This is a genomic window from Rosistilla ulvae (genome assembly GCF_007741475.1).
Lineage (GTDB): Bacteria > Planctomycetota > Planctomycetia > Pirellulales > Pirellulaceae > Rosistilla > Rosistilla ulvae.
The window spans coordinates 6,936,877-6,954,073 of sequence record NZ_CP036261.1 but is presented as its reverse complement, the minus strand read 5'-3'; the positions used below and the strand labels follow the sequence as shown (position 1 = coordinate 6,954,073).

Below are 17,197 nucleotides of genomic sequence, written 5' to 3'. Positions count from 1 at the left end.
GTCGCCGCCGGGAGAAAGTTGGTTCAGGTAGGGTTGGAGACGGCTGGAGGCGAATTAACCTCGCGGCCCCGTTGTTCGATGATCGTGTATCGATCGCGGTGCATCCATCGCCGCAAGAAACCGGCGTGCCGCAGCCCGGGATCGGCCGAATCGATAATGTGTTTCTTGCCCCGGCGGGTCTTCAGCAGCAACCGGCCGTCGGACAAAATCTGGTCGACGATCCAGTATTTCTCCACCACATACGAATAATATTCCCCTTTGGGGGATGGGTGTACCTGTGTGGCTCGCGGGCCCGGTTGAGGGCCTGTCTTGCTTTTTCGGTAGACAACCCAGTCGCCTGGCACATAGGGGGGGCGTATCATTGACCTTGCTCCGTGAATAGGGAGCAGAGGAAACCGAATGCCTTCAAATCGATTCGTGTTGCTTCGGTTTCCGCTGCTTGCGTGACGGTCCGGTGCGGATGGAAACGGTTGCGTCGACCCGCCATACCTATATGATGTTGTTGATTGCGACTTTAGGCAAAGGCAATACGCTATAAAACCAAGGTGTTTAACCGTGTTTTCACATTTCGACCTGCTAGGCATCACAACCGAAGCGGCATTGTTCCTGGGCTTCGTTGTTTTCTGTCTGTTCTTTGGCTTGATCGCCGCCTTCTTCGGGCTGCGGTATGGCAAGTTGTGGTTCCAGGCGTGGATGAGCGGTGCCGATGTCAGCATCACTTCGTTGCTGCGGATGCATTTCTGCAAGGTCCATGCATCGACAATTGTTACCGCCAAGGTGATGGCGGCTCAGGCAGGGCTGGATATCAGCCCTCGCAGCGGCATCAGCACCCGCCGTTTGGAAGCTCATTATCTCGCCGGCGGCAACGTGATGAACATCATCAACGCGATCATCGCCGCTCACCGAGCGAACATTCCGTTGGTCTTCGATCAAGCCGCGGCGATCGATCTGGCCGGCCGCGATGTCTTGGATGCGGTTCGTACCAGCGTCTATCCGAAGGTCATCGACTGTCCCGATCCCAAGCGCAGCGGCAAGACGACACTTAGCGCGATCTCGATGGACGGTGTCGAATTGCGAGTTCGGGCGCGCGTCACCGTGCGAACTAATCTGGAACAGTTGATCGGCGGTGCGACCGAAGAGACGATCATCGCGCGTGTGGGCGAGAGCATCATCAGTTCGTTGGGATCGTCCAAGTCGCACTCGATGGTTTTGGAGAATCCCGATCTGATCACACGGGCTGTACTTAGCCGCGGACTCGACGCGCACACCGCGTTCGAAATCGTTTCGATCGATATCGCCGACATCGACGTCGGCGAGAACATTGGCGCTCGCTTGCAAGCCGATCAAGCCGAAGCCGACACGCGTGTGGCTCGCGCGAACGCCGAACGACGCCGCGCCGAAGCGGTTGCTGTCGAGCAGGAGAACAAGGCCAAGGTCGCTGAAAACCGAGCCCGTTTGGTGCTGTCGGAGGCGGAGGTGCCGCAAGCGATGGCCGAAGCGTTTCGTGGCGGTCGGATCACCGTAGGCGAAAGTAATGGCCGGATCTGAAGCTGAGGGGGCTCTCGCGCCGCGGCGCAACGAACGCGTCGAGTTTCCTGGCGGCAATGGGTTTACGTTGGCGGGTATCATCGAGATGCCCAGCATCCCGCCGATCGCACGGGCTACCTTTTCGCACTGCTTCACTTGCGGCAAGGATCTGAAGACGATCGTCCGGTTGAGCCGTTTGTTGGCGCAGCGTGGGATCGTCGTGCTGCGGTTTGATATGACCGGGATCGGCGACAGCCGAGGGGACTTTGCGGAGACCAACTTCGAAACCAACCTCGCCGACCTGCGGGCCGCTGTCGAATATTTTGATTCGCGGTTCGATCTGCCCGCGTTCCTGATCGGTCACAGTTTTGGCGGAGCGGCTTCGCTGGCGCTAACCGACACATTGGATTCGATTCGCGGCACGGTCAGCATCGCCGCACCAAGCGACACCTGGCACCTGGCCGATACGATGCTGCGGATGAACCCCGCGATCGAAGTCGATGGCGAGGGGCAGGTGACGATCGGTGGGCGGTCGTTTACGATCCGCAAACCGACGCTGGATCAATGGCGGCAGTACGATCTGGAATCGACGATCGCTGCGATCCGTAAACCGATCCTGGCGTTGCACTCGCCGACCGATGAGACGGTTGGTTATGAAAGCGTCTCGCAGATCGTGCCTCGCCACGACGGTGAGGCCTCCGATTCGCCGCTGCCTCGCAGCCTGATCACGCTCCCCGGATCGGATCACTTGCTGTTAAAGAATCCTCGCGACTTGGAGTTTGTCGCGACGGTGATCGCCGGTTGGATCGAGCGTCACGCGCACGACGCCGTCGCTGGCTAGCGGTTGTCGACCACGCGCCGCGCCTTGGCTTCGAAGCGTGGCAGCGAACCTTCGGGAACAATTTTGATTGCGATCCGCAATCCGATCGCCGTTTCAAACTGCTTGCCGATCCGCTGCGGATCGTTCTGTGGATCCTCGACCTCGACACTCACCTGGTCCATCTCTCCCTGTTTGCTCAACAGGATCCGAAACTCGCCGAGTTCGGGGATGCTGCGGATCACGCGTTCGATGCTGCTGGGGAAAACGTTGACGCCGCGGACCACCACCATGTCGTCGGCTCGCCCCAGAACGCCTCCCTCTAAGCGGACGAACCTGCATTCGTCGCGATGATCCCAGCGAGGGCGGACGAGGTCGCCGGTTCGGTAACGGATGATCGGAGCGCCGATGCGGCCGAGGTTCGTCAGTACCAGTTCGCTCAGCTGGCCCTCCGCGGTGGGAGTCCCGTCCTCCAACAAGAACTCCGCGATGAATTCGGTTTCGATCACGTGCAGCGACGTGCCGTCGGCGGTGCCGAAGCCCCAAGGGCCGATTTCGGTCGCACCGCTGTGGTCGATCACCTTGGCGCCCCAAGCCGCTTCGATCCGCTGGCGGACCTCGGGAATCGATCCGCCCGGTTCGCCCGCCACGATCACGCATCGGATCGCCGACGATTCGATTGGGATCGATTCGGCGCGGGCGACATCCGCCATATGCAGCGCGTAGGTCGGAGTGCAGCAGAGGATCGTGGCATCGGAATCTTGCAGCAACGTTAACCGCGCGGCTGTCGAAAGGCCTCCGCCGGGGATCACCATCGCGCCGCGAGCCGCTAGCGCATCGTTGGCACTCCAGAACCCGATGAAGGGGCCAAACGAAAACGCCATGAAGGCGCGGTCGTCAGCTGTCACATCAGCGGCATCGAGCACAAACTGCCAGGTATCGATCCACCATTGCCAATCATCGGCGGTATCCAACAGCGGCAACGGCCGGCCCGTCGTCCCGCTGGTTCGATGCAGGCGGATGTAACGCGATGCATCGAAGGTGTGGAAGCGTGGCGGAAAGGTGTCTCCCGCAGCGATCAGATCGGCTTTGGAAAGCGTCGGCAGGTGCCGCAGTTCGCCGAGCGCTTGCAGCGGGAACTGGATGTCGCCCAGGCGGTCGTCGTGGAATCGATTCTGCGGAAGGATCGCTTCGAGCAAGCGATTGAACCGCTCGATCTGCATCGCTTCGAGCAGGTCGCGACGGAGCCGCGTGAAGGAGAGCCGATCGGTAGCGTCGTAGGTTAACATGATCGCAACGATACAAATAAAGATGGCAACGAACAAGCTTGTGGCGTTCGCCCGATGGGCAACGCCGCGGTCCATTTTCTATAGAGTTTGACCATTTTGGCCGTAGCGGAAGTCGTCAAGACTTTCGATCCACACGGCCAATCCCTCCGAAACTCTTGGCCAGTTCCGCCGCCCAATGCTTCACAGCGTAGCCAATTGGGGCATAATAGGATTGGAATTATGGAGTCTTTTAGAGGATTCAGGGTCACTGAACGGGTAGATCACTTTTCACGAGCCATTCCATTCGACATGATTTCAATCAGGCGCAGTGTTCGTCGGCGGGATGTTTTGCGTCGCGACGGACCGCGGGAAAAACGATCTCCATCGATCCATTAAGGGAAGCAGCGTTGAGTAAATTGTCAGGCAAGCGTGCGTTGGTCAGCGGAGCGGGGCGCGGAATTGGTGCCGCGGCGGCGATCGAATTGGCGCGTGCTGGGGCGGATGTCGCGATCAATTACTTGGATGACGCCGAGGAAGCCGAAGGGGTTTGCGAGCAGTGCCGCGCGCTGGGCGTGCGTGCGGTAAGCGTTCAAGCCGACACGGGCGTTCAGGACGAAGCAGAACGGTTGGTCGACCAGGCGTGGGAAGCGTTGGGCGGGTTGGATATCGTCGTTTCCAACGCAGCTTACAGCGATCGAGAGCTCTTTTATCGCGCCGATCTCGACGGTTTCCGCCGCACGATCGACGTCACGATGTGGGGCCCCTTCTATCTATTGCGGTCTGCCAGTCGAAAGATGATCGACGCCGGGATTCAAGGGAGCGTGGTGGTCGTCAGTTCTCCGCATGCTGTACAAGCGATGCCTGGTGCGATGGCATATAATATGGCCAAGGCGGCGATCGATCAGATGGCGCGAACCGCTGCTGTCGAACTGGCTCAACATCGGATCCGCGTCAACCTGCTGCATCCCGGCTGGATCGACACACCCGGGGAGCGGAAGTTCTTCAGCGAACAGACGCTGCAGGAAAAGGGGGCTGAATTGCCATGGGGCCGTTTGGGACAGCCGCAAGAGATCGGTCGTGGGATCGTCTTCTTGAGCGATCCGGCCAGCGAATACATCACCGGCAGTACGCTGACAATCGATGGCGGCATTCAGTTGCCGTGGCGGGACATGTTCCGCATCGATGAAAAGCCGCAGGCCGTCTAATCAAAACTTGCAGTGTCGGCGTCGTTCGACGATCGTGACACTGTCGGTTCCCTTTTCGTAAACCCTCGACAACAGCAGACTCTATGTCCGATGAACCTCGCCTGATTTTGGTCGTTGACGACAGCGCGACCCAGTTGGCTCAGATGCGGATGCTGCTGGAAAAGGCGGGCTATCGAACGTTGACAGCGGACGATGGCGAACAGGCTCTCTCGGTCGCTCGCGAACACAATCCCGATCTGGTCGTCACCGATCTCGAGATGCCCGGCATGTCGGGACTCGATCTGGTGATGATGCTGAACATGGAGTCGCCGCAGTTGCCCGTCGTGCTAACGACCTCGCGCGGCAGCGAAGAATTGGCGGTCGAAGCGTTGCAGGCCGGAGCGGCCAGTTATGTCCCCAAACGCAATTTGGCGAAAGATCTTGCCGACACGATCGAACGGACGATTTCGGTCGCCGATTCCGAGCGCCAGCGATTGTCGTTTGCCAAATATATTCGCACCGTCGCGATCGAATTGGAGTTAAACAACGACGATACGCTGCTGTCGCAGATCCTGGCCCGACTGGAAGCGCCGTTGGTCGAACTGGGGATCGTCACCGAAGCGACGCGAATGCACATCGGGATCGCGCTCGATGAGGCGCTTCGCAACGCCATGATTCACGGCAACCTAGAGGTTCCCAGTTCGCTTCGCGATGAGAGCTGCGGGCAGGCATACATCGATCTGATTCAAGCCCGTCTGAAGGACGAACAATACGCATCGCGACGCGTCAATGTCTCGCTGACCGCAAACCCCGAACAGGCGGTTTTTGTGATCACCGATCAAGGCCCAGGGTTTGATGTCAACAGCTTGCCCGATCCGACCGATCCGGAGAATTGGGAAGCGGTCAGCGGTCGCGGTCTGCTTTTGATCCGATCGTTTATGGACGAGGTCCAGCACAACGATGCGGGGAATCAAATCACGATGGTCAAGCTGCGCGTCGATCCCGATGCGGTCGACGACGATGATGACGACGACGATTGCTGCGATTCGAGCGACGACGACTGATCGACTTGGGACTCGCTTCGAGGCGTCGGTGCTGCGACGCGGACGCAGTTTTCGCTAACGAAACGGGCAGGCGATCGGATAGACTTGGGGGCGGGGCCTTCTCTTTTCTCTGTTGGGACCGCGCGATGTTTCGCTTGTTTACCACGTTGTTCGTTCTGTCGATTGGATGCCTGGCCGCCGCGGCAGAGGAAAGCGAAGGCGAACCGCACGAAGCGTTTTATCAAGAGTTGGAGGTTCAGCGGCAGCCGCAGTTTCGGATGCAGGGAATCGAGCTCTCCCAGCAACTGCACTATCAAATCGTTTCCTGGTTCCAGTTGTATGAACCCGACGCGGCAGGGAATCAGTCGGTCGTGCAAGAGATCCGCGATGCAACACTGATTGCGGCTGACCCGTTGTCGCAAACGGTTTTTGCCGACGCCCTTGCACAACTGAAGGGACGTCAGTTGAAGTATCGTGTGGCGGCCGACGGCTCGATCTTTCAATTCACGGGATATGTTAACAGGCAGGATCCTGTGAACGTCGCCGCGGAGGACGTCACGGGAATGTTGGTTTCCAACGTGATCGATGAAGATGGATGGAAAGAGTTGGCTCTGTTGACACTTTTCCAGCCCCCCAAGGATTCTCCTGGGGCCAAGCCATTCGACCAACCGACGCGGCACGATTGGGGAAGCTTAGGCAGTTGGTATGGCGATACGCGCTTCCAACGTGGCAAGCGAAGAGGGAAGTTGCAGGGCTTCGGTTTTGTTCGTCAGTTGCAATATCTACCACCCGGCAACGACGCGAAGGACGCAAAGCCGGCGACGGCGTTGCAAGTTCGCGACGCCAAATTTGTCGCCGAACGAGCCGACGGACAGATCGTCTTTGATACGCGCAGCGAGCGTGTAACCACCGCGCACGAGTGGTTTTCGGCGAAGGGGACGGTGACGGCGAATGTGCTGGGCAGCGACATCGTCATTGAGCTGCACGAGCGGCAGCAGATGGCGATTCGTGTGAAAGCGGAAAGGTTCGTCCCGCGTCGTCCCTGAGCGGGCTGGCGCCAGATCGCGCTGCCACGCCCGTTGGAATGGCATTTCGTTCGTCGCAAGCTAGCTCGACGTTGGGTGCCGCGTTACGGCAGTCGGTTAGAATTTCACGTCAAAGCCCATCGACAGCGTATCGCTGACCTGGGTGATCTCGACCGATGAACCCGGAATCGGGCCCGCGGGCGTTTGGATCGCTCCGTTGCTGGAAGCCTCGAAGACGTGAACATAGGCCAGCGACATCGATAACGCGTGGTTCACCGGCAGCGTCGCTCCGGTGGTGACTGCGTGATTCCAAAGCGCCGACGACAGGACGTTGAACCCGGTCTTGTCGTTGGAGATCGGCGACTGGCCAAAGTCGTAACCGGCCCGCAAGCTGACGCCGTTTTGGAACTCGCGTTGCAGGCCCAAGGCGACCCCGACGGTGCTATCCCAACCCAGTCCCGGCACCGAGCCGTCAGCTTGGAATGCCGCATCGTCGCCGAAGACCGATGCGTTGGCGTAGTCGATGTAGCGGACGTCGACCGCGCTGACCCAACCTTCAAATCCGGTAAACGATGTGCCGAGGCTGATGATCATCGGATATTCCGGATTGGCGGTGAGTGTCCGTGGTGCCCCGGTCTCTCCGGCCGATTGGAATTCAAACTCTTCAAACCATTGCTTGCTCTTGAACGAAGCGCCAAAGTTCCAGCCCGACATTGTTTCCAGATAGACGCCAACTTGGAAGCCGAGCGCGTATCGCCAGCGTCCGTTCTGGGCGTCGGAATAGGTCGGCAGGCCGCCATCAGCATTGTCGGGTGCGGCGAACAGCGCTGGTGCCAGGGCCAGGTCGCCCATCGTGACGGTCGGGGCAAATCCGACCGACAGGCCGTCGATCAGTTGCACCGCGACGGTGGGGGCGATCTGCAGCAGGTTCAGTCGCGAGTAAGCGTTGCCGATTCCAAATCCGTTGGGGGGCTGAGGCGTCAGCAGCGGATTGGTTGCGCTGGCGGAGTAATTGACTCCAAAACCGCCGATCGTAAAGACGCCCAGGCCAAAGGCAAAATCCGAATCGGGCTCGGTGAAGACCAACGCAATCGTTGGCAGCACGGGAACGCCCGAGTGACTGTCGCTGGAGCCCCCGATCGGGACTGTGGGGATGGCGGGGCCAAACGCATCGGCTGGCAGCGACGAATCGAGCGTCGTCCGCGTGTACAGGAACTCGGCGCCAAACATCATCTGCGAACTGCCCAAAGCGGTGATCGAACCGGGATTCCAGAGCAACGCTCCGGCGGCGTCGATCGGAGCGGCTGTCGACGCGCCCCCCATCGAGCGATTGATTGGTCCTGCCCCAGGAAGCACGATCCCTTGAGCGGACAGTGAACCCGCGACTAGAAATGCCACTGTGGTGGCGAATATTTGGGGGATGATTAGAGTTTTCATGCAGCACTCAAAATGAAAAACGCTCACTACGGGGGGGCACGCCTCACCCTTCCTCTGGTTGTTTCGGTTGCAACGTTTGTTTCGGTGATTGCTATAGGGGCGATGGCAGCGAAACGCCCTGTTTTTCGGGGGGGAGGATCGTACAACCGGAACAGATTGCCATTCTGGGTGGTGCAATTACTAGGGAAGTCGCAGTGTTGGGGGGGGCGTTTGTTCCAGAGGTGGTGGGCGTCTGGATCATGCGATTTGTGGCGTTGCTATGGGAGGCATTGGGGGTGGAGGACCAGCCCCAGCTAGACCAGCCTGACGGCAAAAGCGTCGCATAGGGCTGTGGGGTTTTGAACCTTTTGCGCCAGCATCGCTTGCTGCCCGCTGCGGATCAGTTCATCGCCTTGATCGCCGCCTATCAGCTGCCCGCGTCGCCAACGCATGGCGGCGGCGAAGATCTGCATGTCGACAGCCAGATAGCCTTGTTCGGCTTGTTCCAACAATCCGGTCGCCGTCTCGCGGTTGCCCCGCGCCGCGGCGACTCCCGCCAACAGATGTTTTCCGTGGGGGATACAGTAGGCCATCTTCGAATGGAGGATCGATCGCGCGTCGCGTTCCACCCGAGCCAGCATCGCGTTGGCGTCGCGTCCGGAGATGTGGTTGCCCGATTGGGCGACCGCAGCCAGCGCCGCGCGACTTCGCAGATGCAGGTTGAACATCCGGATGGTTTGCACATGCAGCAGGTTGGACGCCTTTAGCAGAGGCCATTGCTGTTCGTAGCGGTTCCATGCATCGACGCCGTTTCCGCAGTAGAGATCGATGTAGGTGTTGGCCATCAGGGCGATACTGTGCTGAACATGGAATCCCGGGTAGGTCCATTTGTTTAGCGCATCGTTGATCGCAATCCGCCCGGCCGCTGGATCGTCATGCACCAATTTTGCAATCGGCACGCTGAACGAACCGTGGGTCGTTTCGGCGTACAGGTCTCCGCGCTGCTTGGCCTGGGTCATCCAGGCTTCGGAACGGGTGCTGAATTCATCCATCTGCCCCAGGTAGAAGAGTCCCCAGAGGATGAAGGTGTGGGCTGTGTCCAGTTCCCAGGCGACGCCGGCGCACTGGTTCCGCAGCCGATGTTCGGCATCGATCAATGCGTCGAGGGAATTTTGCCAGCGTCCGTTGGTCCAATGTTGGACGCCATCGGAAAGGGCTGTGATCACATGCACGTAGGGATCGTCGGTTCCGGCAGCTAGGTCTTTGGAAAGTCCTAACAGTTTGTTGACGCGACCTTGTGTGTGGCCTCCAGCGTTGGAGGTGTGTGCTGCTTCCCATGCCAGCGCGCGGGCCAGGCGAGTCGGCTCGCCAACCCGCAGCGCCATCCGCAGGTTTCGCGTTTGAAAGCTGGCCCCTTCGACGACATCAAACATGCTCAGGCCGGCCGACGCGGCCCAGGCGACGTCGATCCGCGTGAGGTCGGCCGGATCGACTTGATCCTCGTTGCGGGTTCGGAATTTCAGACCGCGCAGCCGCAGCATCGCTTGCTGGCCGAGCATCGACAGTAGCGCCCGACGCGGCGATTTCGAAAGCCGCATTCCGCTGTGCTGCAGAACGCGGGCGAGCGCCGCGCGGCCTTCGGGGATGTGTCCGCTGATGCAATATTGGTAGGCCGCTTTGCGTTCCAGCTGCAAGGCGGCGTCCGCGTCGGTCGGATCGATCGCCGCTTGGTACTGTTGGGCCGCTTCGCTGCCACGCCCCGCGTTGGCCAGCGCGTCGGCTAAACGAGTCCCCAGCTGGCGCGCTGCGGCTGGCGAGAGCTGTTGCAGCGACAGGCTCGATTGGTACAGCCGCACGGCGCGGTTGAACGCCAGCTTGTCGGCCGCCAGATCGGCCGCCGTGCAGTAGTAGATCCCCGCCTGGGCATGCTCTCCCGCCGATTCAAAGTGAACGCCGATCTGTTCGGGGTCGGAATCGGTCTCCTGTTGCAAGGCCTGAGCCAATCGCACGTGATGGCCGACGCGCCCTCCGCTCGATAGACGCCCGACGACCGTCTCTCGAATGCGATCGTGGTAGGTGCAGACGTCGTCACCGATATCGCGTCCGGTCGTGCGGATCAATCGCTCGGTCCGCAGCAGCCCCAGCAGACTCTCCTGGGAACTGTCCATATCGGACGACTGCAGTGCAACGCGGGTTCGGATCGGCTGGGCGGCGACCGAGATCACTTCCAAGAGTTTTTGCGCCTGTTGGGGCAGCCGACCGATCCGCTGGTACAGGACCTCGTCCAGATCGGCAGCGACGGGCGCGCTGTCGCCGTGGTGGCTGTGCGTCAATTCCGAGATGAAGAACGGAATGCCTTGCGATTCGCGGACGATTCCATCGGCAATCGCTTCGGCATCAGGAATCCCCGCCGGCAGCAACTCCAGCGCCAGTTGCCGCGCTTCTTCGATCGCAAGAGCGCCGACATGCAGCGTGATCCGATCGGCATCGCCCACGTCGCGCAGCGTCTGCAAGCACGGATTGTTCTCGGCATTTTCGCTGCGATAACTCAGCAGCAACATCAGCCGCGGCGGGTTGGGACCCGAGACCAGCTCCGACAGACTCGCCGCGCTGTCGATGTCGCCCCACTGCATATCGTCGACGTGCAATATCAATGGAGATCGTTGTCCGATGGCATGCAACAGATCCCGCAGCGCCTCAAACGCGATCCGGCGCTGCTCCTGGGCCTCTCGTTGGCGGCTGTCGTGCCGCGGTGATCGCGCGATCGCCTCCACCCGATTCAGCGTCGGGAAGATGCGGCAGAGCGAGGCGATGTTTCGGGGCAGCATCGACGCAACCTGATCTTCGGTCAACCGGAGCAGATACCGGCACAATGCGTCGACGAGTGCATCGATCGCTTTGTAGGGGACCGATTCACCTTCGTAACACCGACCGCTGAGGATGCAGGCTTCGGCCCCCAAGCGGTTGTGTTCGAGGAAGTGATCGATCAAGCGACTCTTTCCCGATCCTGAATTGCCCTGGACGTGGGCGATCACATTTTTTCCTTGCAGCATTTTGGCAAGGCCGTCGGTCAGTTTTTCCAGGTCGCTGGTTCGGCCAACAAAAGGGAGCTGTCCCGTCGGCTCGGGTGGATCGAATCGTTTGTTGTCCGTCGCTTGTCCCGTGGCCGCTCCCAAGACCTTCCCGATCACGCTGCCCGTCGGCCGCGCTGCCGGATCGCCGCTGAGCAGCCCGAGTCCCAGTTGCTTCAGATCGTCGGGGACGTCGTCGGGGAAATGGATCTCGGGGGTCGTGTAGTTTTCTCGCTTCTGCTGCAGAATCAATCCGCGCGCTCCCCGAAACAGCGGCTGCCCCGCCAAGGCTTCGCACAACATCACCCCGACCGAAAACCAATCGCTTGCCGGCGTTAGCTTTTCGCCTCGCGTCTGTTCGGGCGACATGTAGGGGACCGTCCCGGCGGCGTGCATGTCGGTGATTTCATTGTCCGACGCGATCCGCGGACGTTGGGAGCTGTCGTCGGCATCGTCCAACGGAATCGCCAGACCAAAGTCGACGATCACCAGGCTGCCATCCTTGCGAACGACGATATTCGATGGCTTCAAGTCGCGGTGCAGTTTGCGCGATGCATGCAGCACCCCGACCCCATCGGCGATCTGCGCGAACAATTGACGCAGCATACCGTAGTCCAGCGGCACGCGTTGGGTGGCGGAATGGCTGGCGACCGAATGGCTGCCCGGCAGCGGATGAAGGCGCGGGTCGGCAGCTTGCACACTGCTGATCTCCGACTTGGTTTGGTTCAACGAATCGGTGGAGATCAGCGCCCCGTCCAGTGGGATGAAATTCGACGCCCCCAGATGTTTCCACAGATCGCGGCCATCGATCAATTCCATCGTGTAGAACCAGCTGTTCGCTTCGACAAACAGTTCATACAACACGACGAGATTAGGGTGGACCAGATCCGATAGCGATCGGAATTCTCGTTTGAAATATTGCAGCGATCGACTGCTCGTCGTCGGCAATACCTTTAAGGCGACGCGTTGGGAGCGTTGGCGGTCGAACGCCATGTAGACGACTCCCATCCCACCGGATCCGATCTCGCGGAGCAGGAAAAAACGGCCGGTTCCTTGATAGCTCTCCTCCGCCCCCAACTGGACCCCGGTTTCGCATAGCGACTCGTATTCTTCGCTCGAGATCGCAAAATCGGGAAAACGTTGGTCGATCAGTTGCTGGGGGATCGGCCGGGCAAACGCCGCCCGAAACGTGATCTCAGCCGCTAACATCCGCCGGATCGCAAACGGGCGATCGACCAGCTGGGGCCATCGGCTCAGATAGGATTCCAGTTCCTTGCAACAACCGCTCCGCCAACCAAGCTTCATGTCTTGGATGATCAGATCGGTCAGAAGATCCAGCTGCTCTTCATCGGTTTCGTTCCGAAACTCGCTTAGAACCTGGGAAATCGCGTCATTTGAAGGACTGATGACCGGGAGATTGGCATTGGTTCCCCCTTCGACATCCACCCGGGTCAGAAGGGTCGTCAATGCGTTTTGCGCTTGTTGGGTTCTGTGTCCAAGACTCACAATCGCGTTCCTTACCTCCAAACGTCACCCCCCCCAGCAGGGCGAGACGCAACCGCAAAGGGTGTTGCCGCCATTTTAGGTTCCGGCATGCCTGGCTGCTAGTAGCGGATAAGTGCAGCTCCTGCGGACGCTCGACTGGCGTTGAATGTTTCCTGATAATGGGGATGTGCGGGATGCGCGTTTTAAATCGTTCAAATGGGTCGTTCAGGAGACCACAGGTGACAGAGCCGACTGGCGACAACGATATCGATAGCGATCAGCAGCTGGCTGAGCTGTTGTCCGATCTGGCCGACCGCGTAGCTCGCAACGTGCCGGTCGATTTGGAACAGGTTTGCCGCCAGCATCCTGGATTGTCCGACGATCTACGGAATCTTTGGGGGGCCGTTGTCGTCGCAGGTGCCGTGGGCGAGACGTACCAGGACGAGATCGACGGCGGCGCGAAGACCGCAGAGATCAACGATCGGATGTTTCAATTGCCCCAGCGTGTTGGCGATTATGAATTGCTGCAGGAGATTGGCCGCGGCGGGATGGGAGTCGTCTATCGGGCTCGGCAGATCAGCCTGGGCCGCGAAGTTGCTGTCAAAATGATGGCTCAGGGGCGTTTGGCTAGCGACAGCGATCAAGCTCGTTTCGATTCCGAAGCGATCTCGGCGGCCAAGTTGGAGCATCCGGGGATCGTCCCGGTATTCGACGTCGCCGAGTTTGAGGGGCGTTCTTTTTTCAGTATGCAATATGTTCCTGGTCCGACGCTGGCCGATCGGATCCAGGACGGCTTGCTGCCGCAGCGCGAGGCGGCGCGGATCGTTAGCCAGGTGGCCCGAGCTGTCGAGTTCGCCCATTCTCGAGGCGTTCTGCATCGCGATCTCAAACCGTCGAACATATTGATCGATTCTCATGGGCGACCGCTGGTCACCGATTTCGGTTTGGCAAAACAGATTGCCGATGAGACCCATGTCACCCGCAGCGGGGCGGTGATCGGGACGCCCTGTTATATGTCGCCCGAACAGGCCGCCGGCCGACGAGGATTGATCGGACCGGCAAGCGATGTCTACAGCCTGGGCTGCGTGCTGTATCACGCGTTGGTCGGCCGGCCGCCATTGGTTTCCGATTCGGTTGTCGAGATGGTGATGATGGTGTTGGAGCAGGAGCCGTTGCCACCACGCGCTTTGCGTCAGGGGATCGATCGCGATTTGGAGATGATCGTGATCAAATGCCTCCAGAAACCAGCGGATTTACGGTATGCCACCGCCGCGGAATTGGCCGACGATCTCGATGCCTTCCTGAACAGCGAACCGGTGGCCGCGCGGAGCGGAAGGTTCGCTCAGGTCGTCGCCCGGGCGCTTCGCGAAACGCATCACGCGGCGGTGCTAGAGAATTGGGGCGTGTTGTGGATGTGGCACAGTCTGGTGCTGTTTGTCGCGTGTGCGTTTACGTGGAGATTGCAAGCCTATGGGATCACGAACCATCTCGCCTTCGCCTCGCTCTGGACCGTTGGCTGGGTCGCTTGGGCGACCGTCTTCTGGGTCTTGCGACGACGGATGGGGCCGGTGACCTTTGTCGAGCGGCAGATCGCGCACGTCTGGGGCGCCAGCATGTTGGGGATCGCGGCGTTGTTTCCGATGGAGGCCAGTTTGGGGCTGCCGGTGCTGAGCCTGACGCCGTTGGTGGGCGTGATCGCGGCGATGGTCTTTGTCGTCAAAGCGGCGATGTTGAGCGGTGCGTTCTACATCCAAGTCGCCGCGCTCTTGTTGTCGGCTGTGGCGATGGCGGTTTGGCCAGCGCAAGCCCATCTGATCTTCGGCGTCGTCGCCGCCGGATCGTTCTTCTTTCCGGGGCTGAAGTACTATCGTCAGCGCCGCCGCAACGAGCGTCTCAATGCGGCGGCGCGTGGTCACGAGCCGAGTTAATTTTCCGACGGCTGCGGTGTGTCGCCGCCGCTTCGCAGATGGCGATCGAGGAATTCAAAGCTGCCGACGGCGTTGATCATGTGCGGTCCGTCGAACCATTCGATCTCGCATCGCTCGGGCATCTTCAACCGCGCCGCGTACAGGAATCTCGCTTTGGCAAACTCCTTCGCCACGCGATCGTCCGGCCCTACGCCATCGTAATGCCCTCGTTCGACCATGAACGGCCGCGGCGCGATCAGTGCCGCCATCTCTGCATAGTTGAAGGTCTTCCCCAGACCAAACTCATAGATCTCGTATTCCCCGGTGCCGATGTAGCTGTATCGGGCTCGGGTCGAGGCGTTTTTCCAGATCCAGTCGTTGAAGTCGGCGCTACAGATCGACAGGCAATAATCGGGCAGCAAGGCAGGCAATCGCATCGCCGATTTGCCCCCGTATGACAAACCGTAAAACGCGATCCGCTGGGGATCGACGCTGGGGATCGTTTTCAACCAGTCGAGTAACTGTTGGTGCTGCGACGCGATGATCGAAAACAGCGTCTTGCCGACGGGGTACGATTTACGTTGCAGCGTGCGGAACGCGTCTTTGCCTTTGTAAGGGTTCTGTGGCGCGAAGACGATGTAGCCCGCCTCGGCCAGTTTGGCCGCATAGTCGTGATAGGCGCGATGGTTGTCGGCAAAGGTGTCACGCGGTTGCCCTTCCAGTCCATGTTGGCAGACGACGACCGGACGCTGCTCTCCCGCGGGGATGTTGTCGGGGACTAGCAGCACGCCGTACGCAAAGACATCGGGGAAGACATCCAAGACGACGTCGTGCCCCGTCCAGCCTTCGCCTTGGTGGGTTGGCATCGATCGGGCGTTGGCCGCCAATCGCGGCTGGTCGTACCAACCGACGACTTCTTGGCGAAAGATCTGGCGGAACCGCTCCACCGATTTTTCGTAAGCGGCGGGGGAGGACGTATCGAGTTTGTTGTGAGCGTTGTTGGCGATCGTGCGCGAGTGTCCCAGGTTCATGAACTTGCCGCGCTCGTATTCGCTCTCTTCCAGCAACTCTTGGTTGTAGCGATCGATCATCGCCAGTCGTCGAGCTCGCCGATCGATCGCTGTTCGATCATCGGAAGCCTCCGTTCCGTTGGCCTCGGTCTTTGCGTACTTCACCGCGACCGCTGGCGGGACCGGCAGTTTTAGTGATGGGCAGATGATGTCGTTCAGTAGATCGGACGTTTCGTCGGAGATCAGTTTGGCGTGTGGCGGCGTCCCCGCTGGTTGGCCGATCCCCGCGAGCACGCTTGCGATCCGGTCGAACTCCCGCTGCGCTTCTTCGCGGCTGGGCGATTGCCATTGGGCGGGCGCGGCGCCGGCATCCCCCGATTCTTCGAGCGTGAAGCGGGGCTCGGTTTGGACGACAAGTTTTCGCGGCGCGATCGCGACGGCGAGTTCCGCGTCGGCGAATCGGTTCTGCAGACCGAAGACGTTGCGGTCGGCTGGCTCTTGCCAGACGAGGTCGCGCGGTCCAAAGTAACCGGCGACGATCGTCAGGTCGATCCGCGGTTCCAGCACTCCGCAAAGCAGCGCTGTTCGGCCCCCTTCGCCCCAGCCGGCGAGGGTGATTTTGGCGTCGGCGACTTCGGTTGCCGCAGGCTGTTGAGCCAGCCAATCGATCGCCGATTGGACGGTTTGAATTTCGTAGCCGACCAAGGTTCGCCCTAGTTCAAAGGCGGTTCGATTAAGGAATTCTCGCCGTGGCAATTTGGCTCCGCCATGCTGGATCCGGTCGTGTCCGGTCGTGGCAACTTCCAAAACGGTGAAGCCCTGGGCGGCGAGCGCCTCGCATCGGACGCGTTGGTCGACGGCAATCGGATCGGACCAAAGCGACGGTTCGCCATCGTGGGAGAGCATCACGACGGACGATCCGTTGGCTTGGCGAGGCAGCCACAGCAGGCCTTCGCCCCACAGCGATGGTTGCAGTTGCAAGCCGGCGGGCGTGCCCGGTTCGACGACACTGGGAGGGGCGGGATGAGAGAGGACGGGCCAGCGGACGGCATGGACTTCGAAGCGGTCGCTGCGAAGTTGCGGCGGGGAATCCCATTGCAGGTCGCTTGGGTAACGCTGCGGTTCCAGTCCCAGTTGCTGGCTCAGAAAGCGAACGTTTTTGGCGACCGAATCGGCATCTCGCCAGTGTTGTGGCCGCGACTGGGCCGCCGCATCGAGCTGGTGCAACAGGAACCGATCGATCCCGGCGACCATCGCCGCGGCGGGATCTTGGGGCCACGACACCAAACGCCGCTCCGGATCGTTGGACCACTGGAGATTGGAGGTTGCCGTTGGCGTTTGAGCCGCCGGCTTGAGAGACCTCGTTTGGATCGATTCGTCCGCCGTGGCGGTACCGAAAATTCCCAGCACTAACAGCAGCGCAGGCGGAACACTTTTCATTCGA

The 17,197-nt window shown here is 60.2% G+C and carries 11 protein-coding genes; 6 read left to right on the top strand and 5 right to left on the bottom strand.

Annotated elements, in window-relative coordinates; translation table 11 throughout:
* Positions 1–23 precede the first annotated feature (23 nt).
* The gene (locus EC9_RS24530) at positions 24–362 is read right to left on the bottom strand and encodes a hypothetical protein (RefSeq protein ID WP_218934409.1); all 339 of its coding nucleotides are present in this window, start codon (positions 360–362) and stop codon (positions 24–26) included.
* Between the two features lie 244 nt (positions 363–606).
* Between EC9_RS24530 and floA the strand changes: the two genes are divergently transcribed.
* Together floA and EC9_RS24520 are read left to right on the top strand one after the other, a co-directional pair.
* On the top strand, positions 607–1,548 hold the full coding sequence (floA, locus tag EC9_RS24525; RefSeq protein ID WP_246106162.1) for a flotillin-like protein FloA: 942 nt from the start codon (positions 607–609) through the stop codon (positions 1,546–1,548).
* Positions 1,535–2,368 (top strand): alpha/beta hydrolase family protein, encoded by an 834-nt coding sequence (locus EC9_RS24520; RefSeq protein WP_145348633.1) that lies wholly within the window; start codon positions 1,535–1,537, stop codon positions 2,366–2,368. Before floA ends, EC9_RS24520 begins: the two co-directional genes overlap by 14 nt.
* Here EC9_RS24520 and EC9_RS24515 read toward each other — a convergent pair.
* Complete coding sequence (locus EC9_RS24515; RefSeq protein ID WP_145348632.1) at positions 2,365–3,633, bottom strand: phenylacetate--CoA ligase family protein; 1,269 nt, start codon at positions 3,631–3,633, stop codon at positions 2,365–2,367. The genes EC9_RS24520 and EC9_RS24515 overlap by 4 nt on opposite strands.
* Positions 3,634–4,019: 386 nt before the next feature.
* Here EC9_RS24515 and EC9_RS24510 point away from each other — a divergent pair, with 386 nt between their 5' ends.
* The 3 genes from EC9_RS24510 (at position 4,020) to EC9_RS24500 (ending at position 6,885) form a co-directional block, all read left to right on the top strand.
* Positions 4,020–4,817 (top strand): SDR family NAD(P)-dependent oxidoreductase, encoded by a 798-nt coding sequence (locus EC9_RS24510; RefSeq protein WP_145348631.1) that lies wholly within the window; start codon positions 4,020–4,022, stop codon positions 4,815–4,817.
* A gap of 83 nt (positions 4,818–4,900) precedes the next feature.
* Entirely contained in the window at positions 4,901–5,860 is a 960-nt protein-coding gene (locus EC9_RS24505) for an ATP-binding response regulator (protein ID WP_145348630.1), read from the top strand.
* A gap of 125 nt (positions 5,861–5,985) precedes the next feature.
* Positions 5,986–6,885, top strand: a complete 900-nt coding sequence (locus EC9_RS24500; protein ID WP_145348629.1) for a hypothetical protein — start codon at positions 5,986–5,988, stop codon at positions 6,883–6,885.
* Positions 6,886–6,981: 96 nt separating this feature from the next.
* Here EC9_RS24500 and EC9_RS24495 read toward each other — a convergent pair whose 3' ends face one another.
* Together EC9_RS24495 and EC9_RS24490 are read right to left on the bottom strand one after the other, a co-directional pair.
* Entirely contained in the window at positions 6,982–8,301 is a 1,320-nt protein-coding gene (locus EC9_RS24495) for an OmpP1/FadL family transporter (RefSeq protein ID WP_145348628.1), read from the bottom strand.
* Positions 8,302–8,594: 293 nt separating this feature from the next.
* A complete protein-coding gene (locus EC9_RS24490) occupies positions 8,595–12,818 on the bottom strand; it encodes a serine/threonine-protein kinase (RefSeq protein ID WP_145348627.1) in 4,224 nt (1,407 codons plus the stop codon).
* 257 nt (positions 12,819–13,075) lie between these two features.
* On the opposite strand from EC9_RS24490, the gene EC9_RS24485 reads away from it, so the two are divergent.
* On the top strand, positions 13,076–14,764 hold the full coding sequence (locus tag EC9_RS24485) for a serine/threonine protein kinase (RefSeq protein WP_246105859.1): 1,689 nt from the start codon (positions 13,076–13,078) through the stop codon (positions 14,762–14,764).
* Here EC9_RS24485 and EC9_RS24480 read toward each other — a convergent pair.
* Positions 14,761–17,193: an alpha/beta hydrolase family protein gene (locus tag EC9_RS24480; protein ID WP_145348625.1), complete on the bottom strand. Its 2,433-nt coding sequence runs from the start codon at positions 17,191–17,193 to the stop codon at positions 14,761–14,763. The genes EC9_RS24485 and EC9_RS24480 overlap by 4 nt on opposite strands.
* Between the last annotated feature and the right edge of the window lie 4 nt (positions 17,194–17,197).

Coding starts and splice junctions, on each gene's coding strand:
- EC9_RS24495 (WP_145348628.1), bottom strand. CDS start 8,301: ATGAAAACTCTAATCATCCCCCAAATATTCGCCACCACAGTGGCATTT.
- EC9_RS24515 (WP_145348632.1), bottom strand. CDS start 3,633: ATGTTAACCTACGACGCTACCGATCGGCTCTCCTTCACGCGGCTCCGT.
- EC9_RS24530 (WP_218934409.1), bottom strand. CDS start 362: ATGATACGCCCCCCCTATGTGCCAGGCGACTGGGTTGTCTACCGAAAA.
- EC9_RS24505 (WP_145348630.1), top strand. CDS start 4,901: ATGTCCGATGAACCTCGCCTGATTTTGGTCGTTGACGACAGCGCGACC.
- EC9_RS24480 (WP_145348625.1), bottom strand. CDS start 17,193: ATGAAAAGTGTTCCGCCTGCGCTGCTGTTAGTGCTGGGAATTTTCGGT.
- EC9_RS24520 (WP_145348633.1), top strand. CDS start 1,535: ATGGCCGGATCTGAAGCTGAGGGGGCTCTCGCGCCGCGGCGCAACGAA.
- EC9_RS24500 (WP_145348629.1), top strand. CDS start 5,986: ATGTTTCGCTTGTTTACCACGTTGTTCGTTCTGTCGATTGGATGCCTG.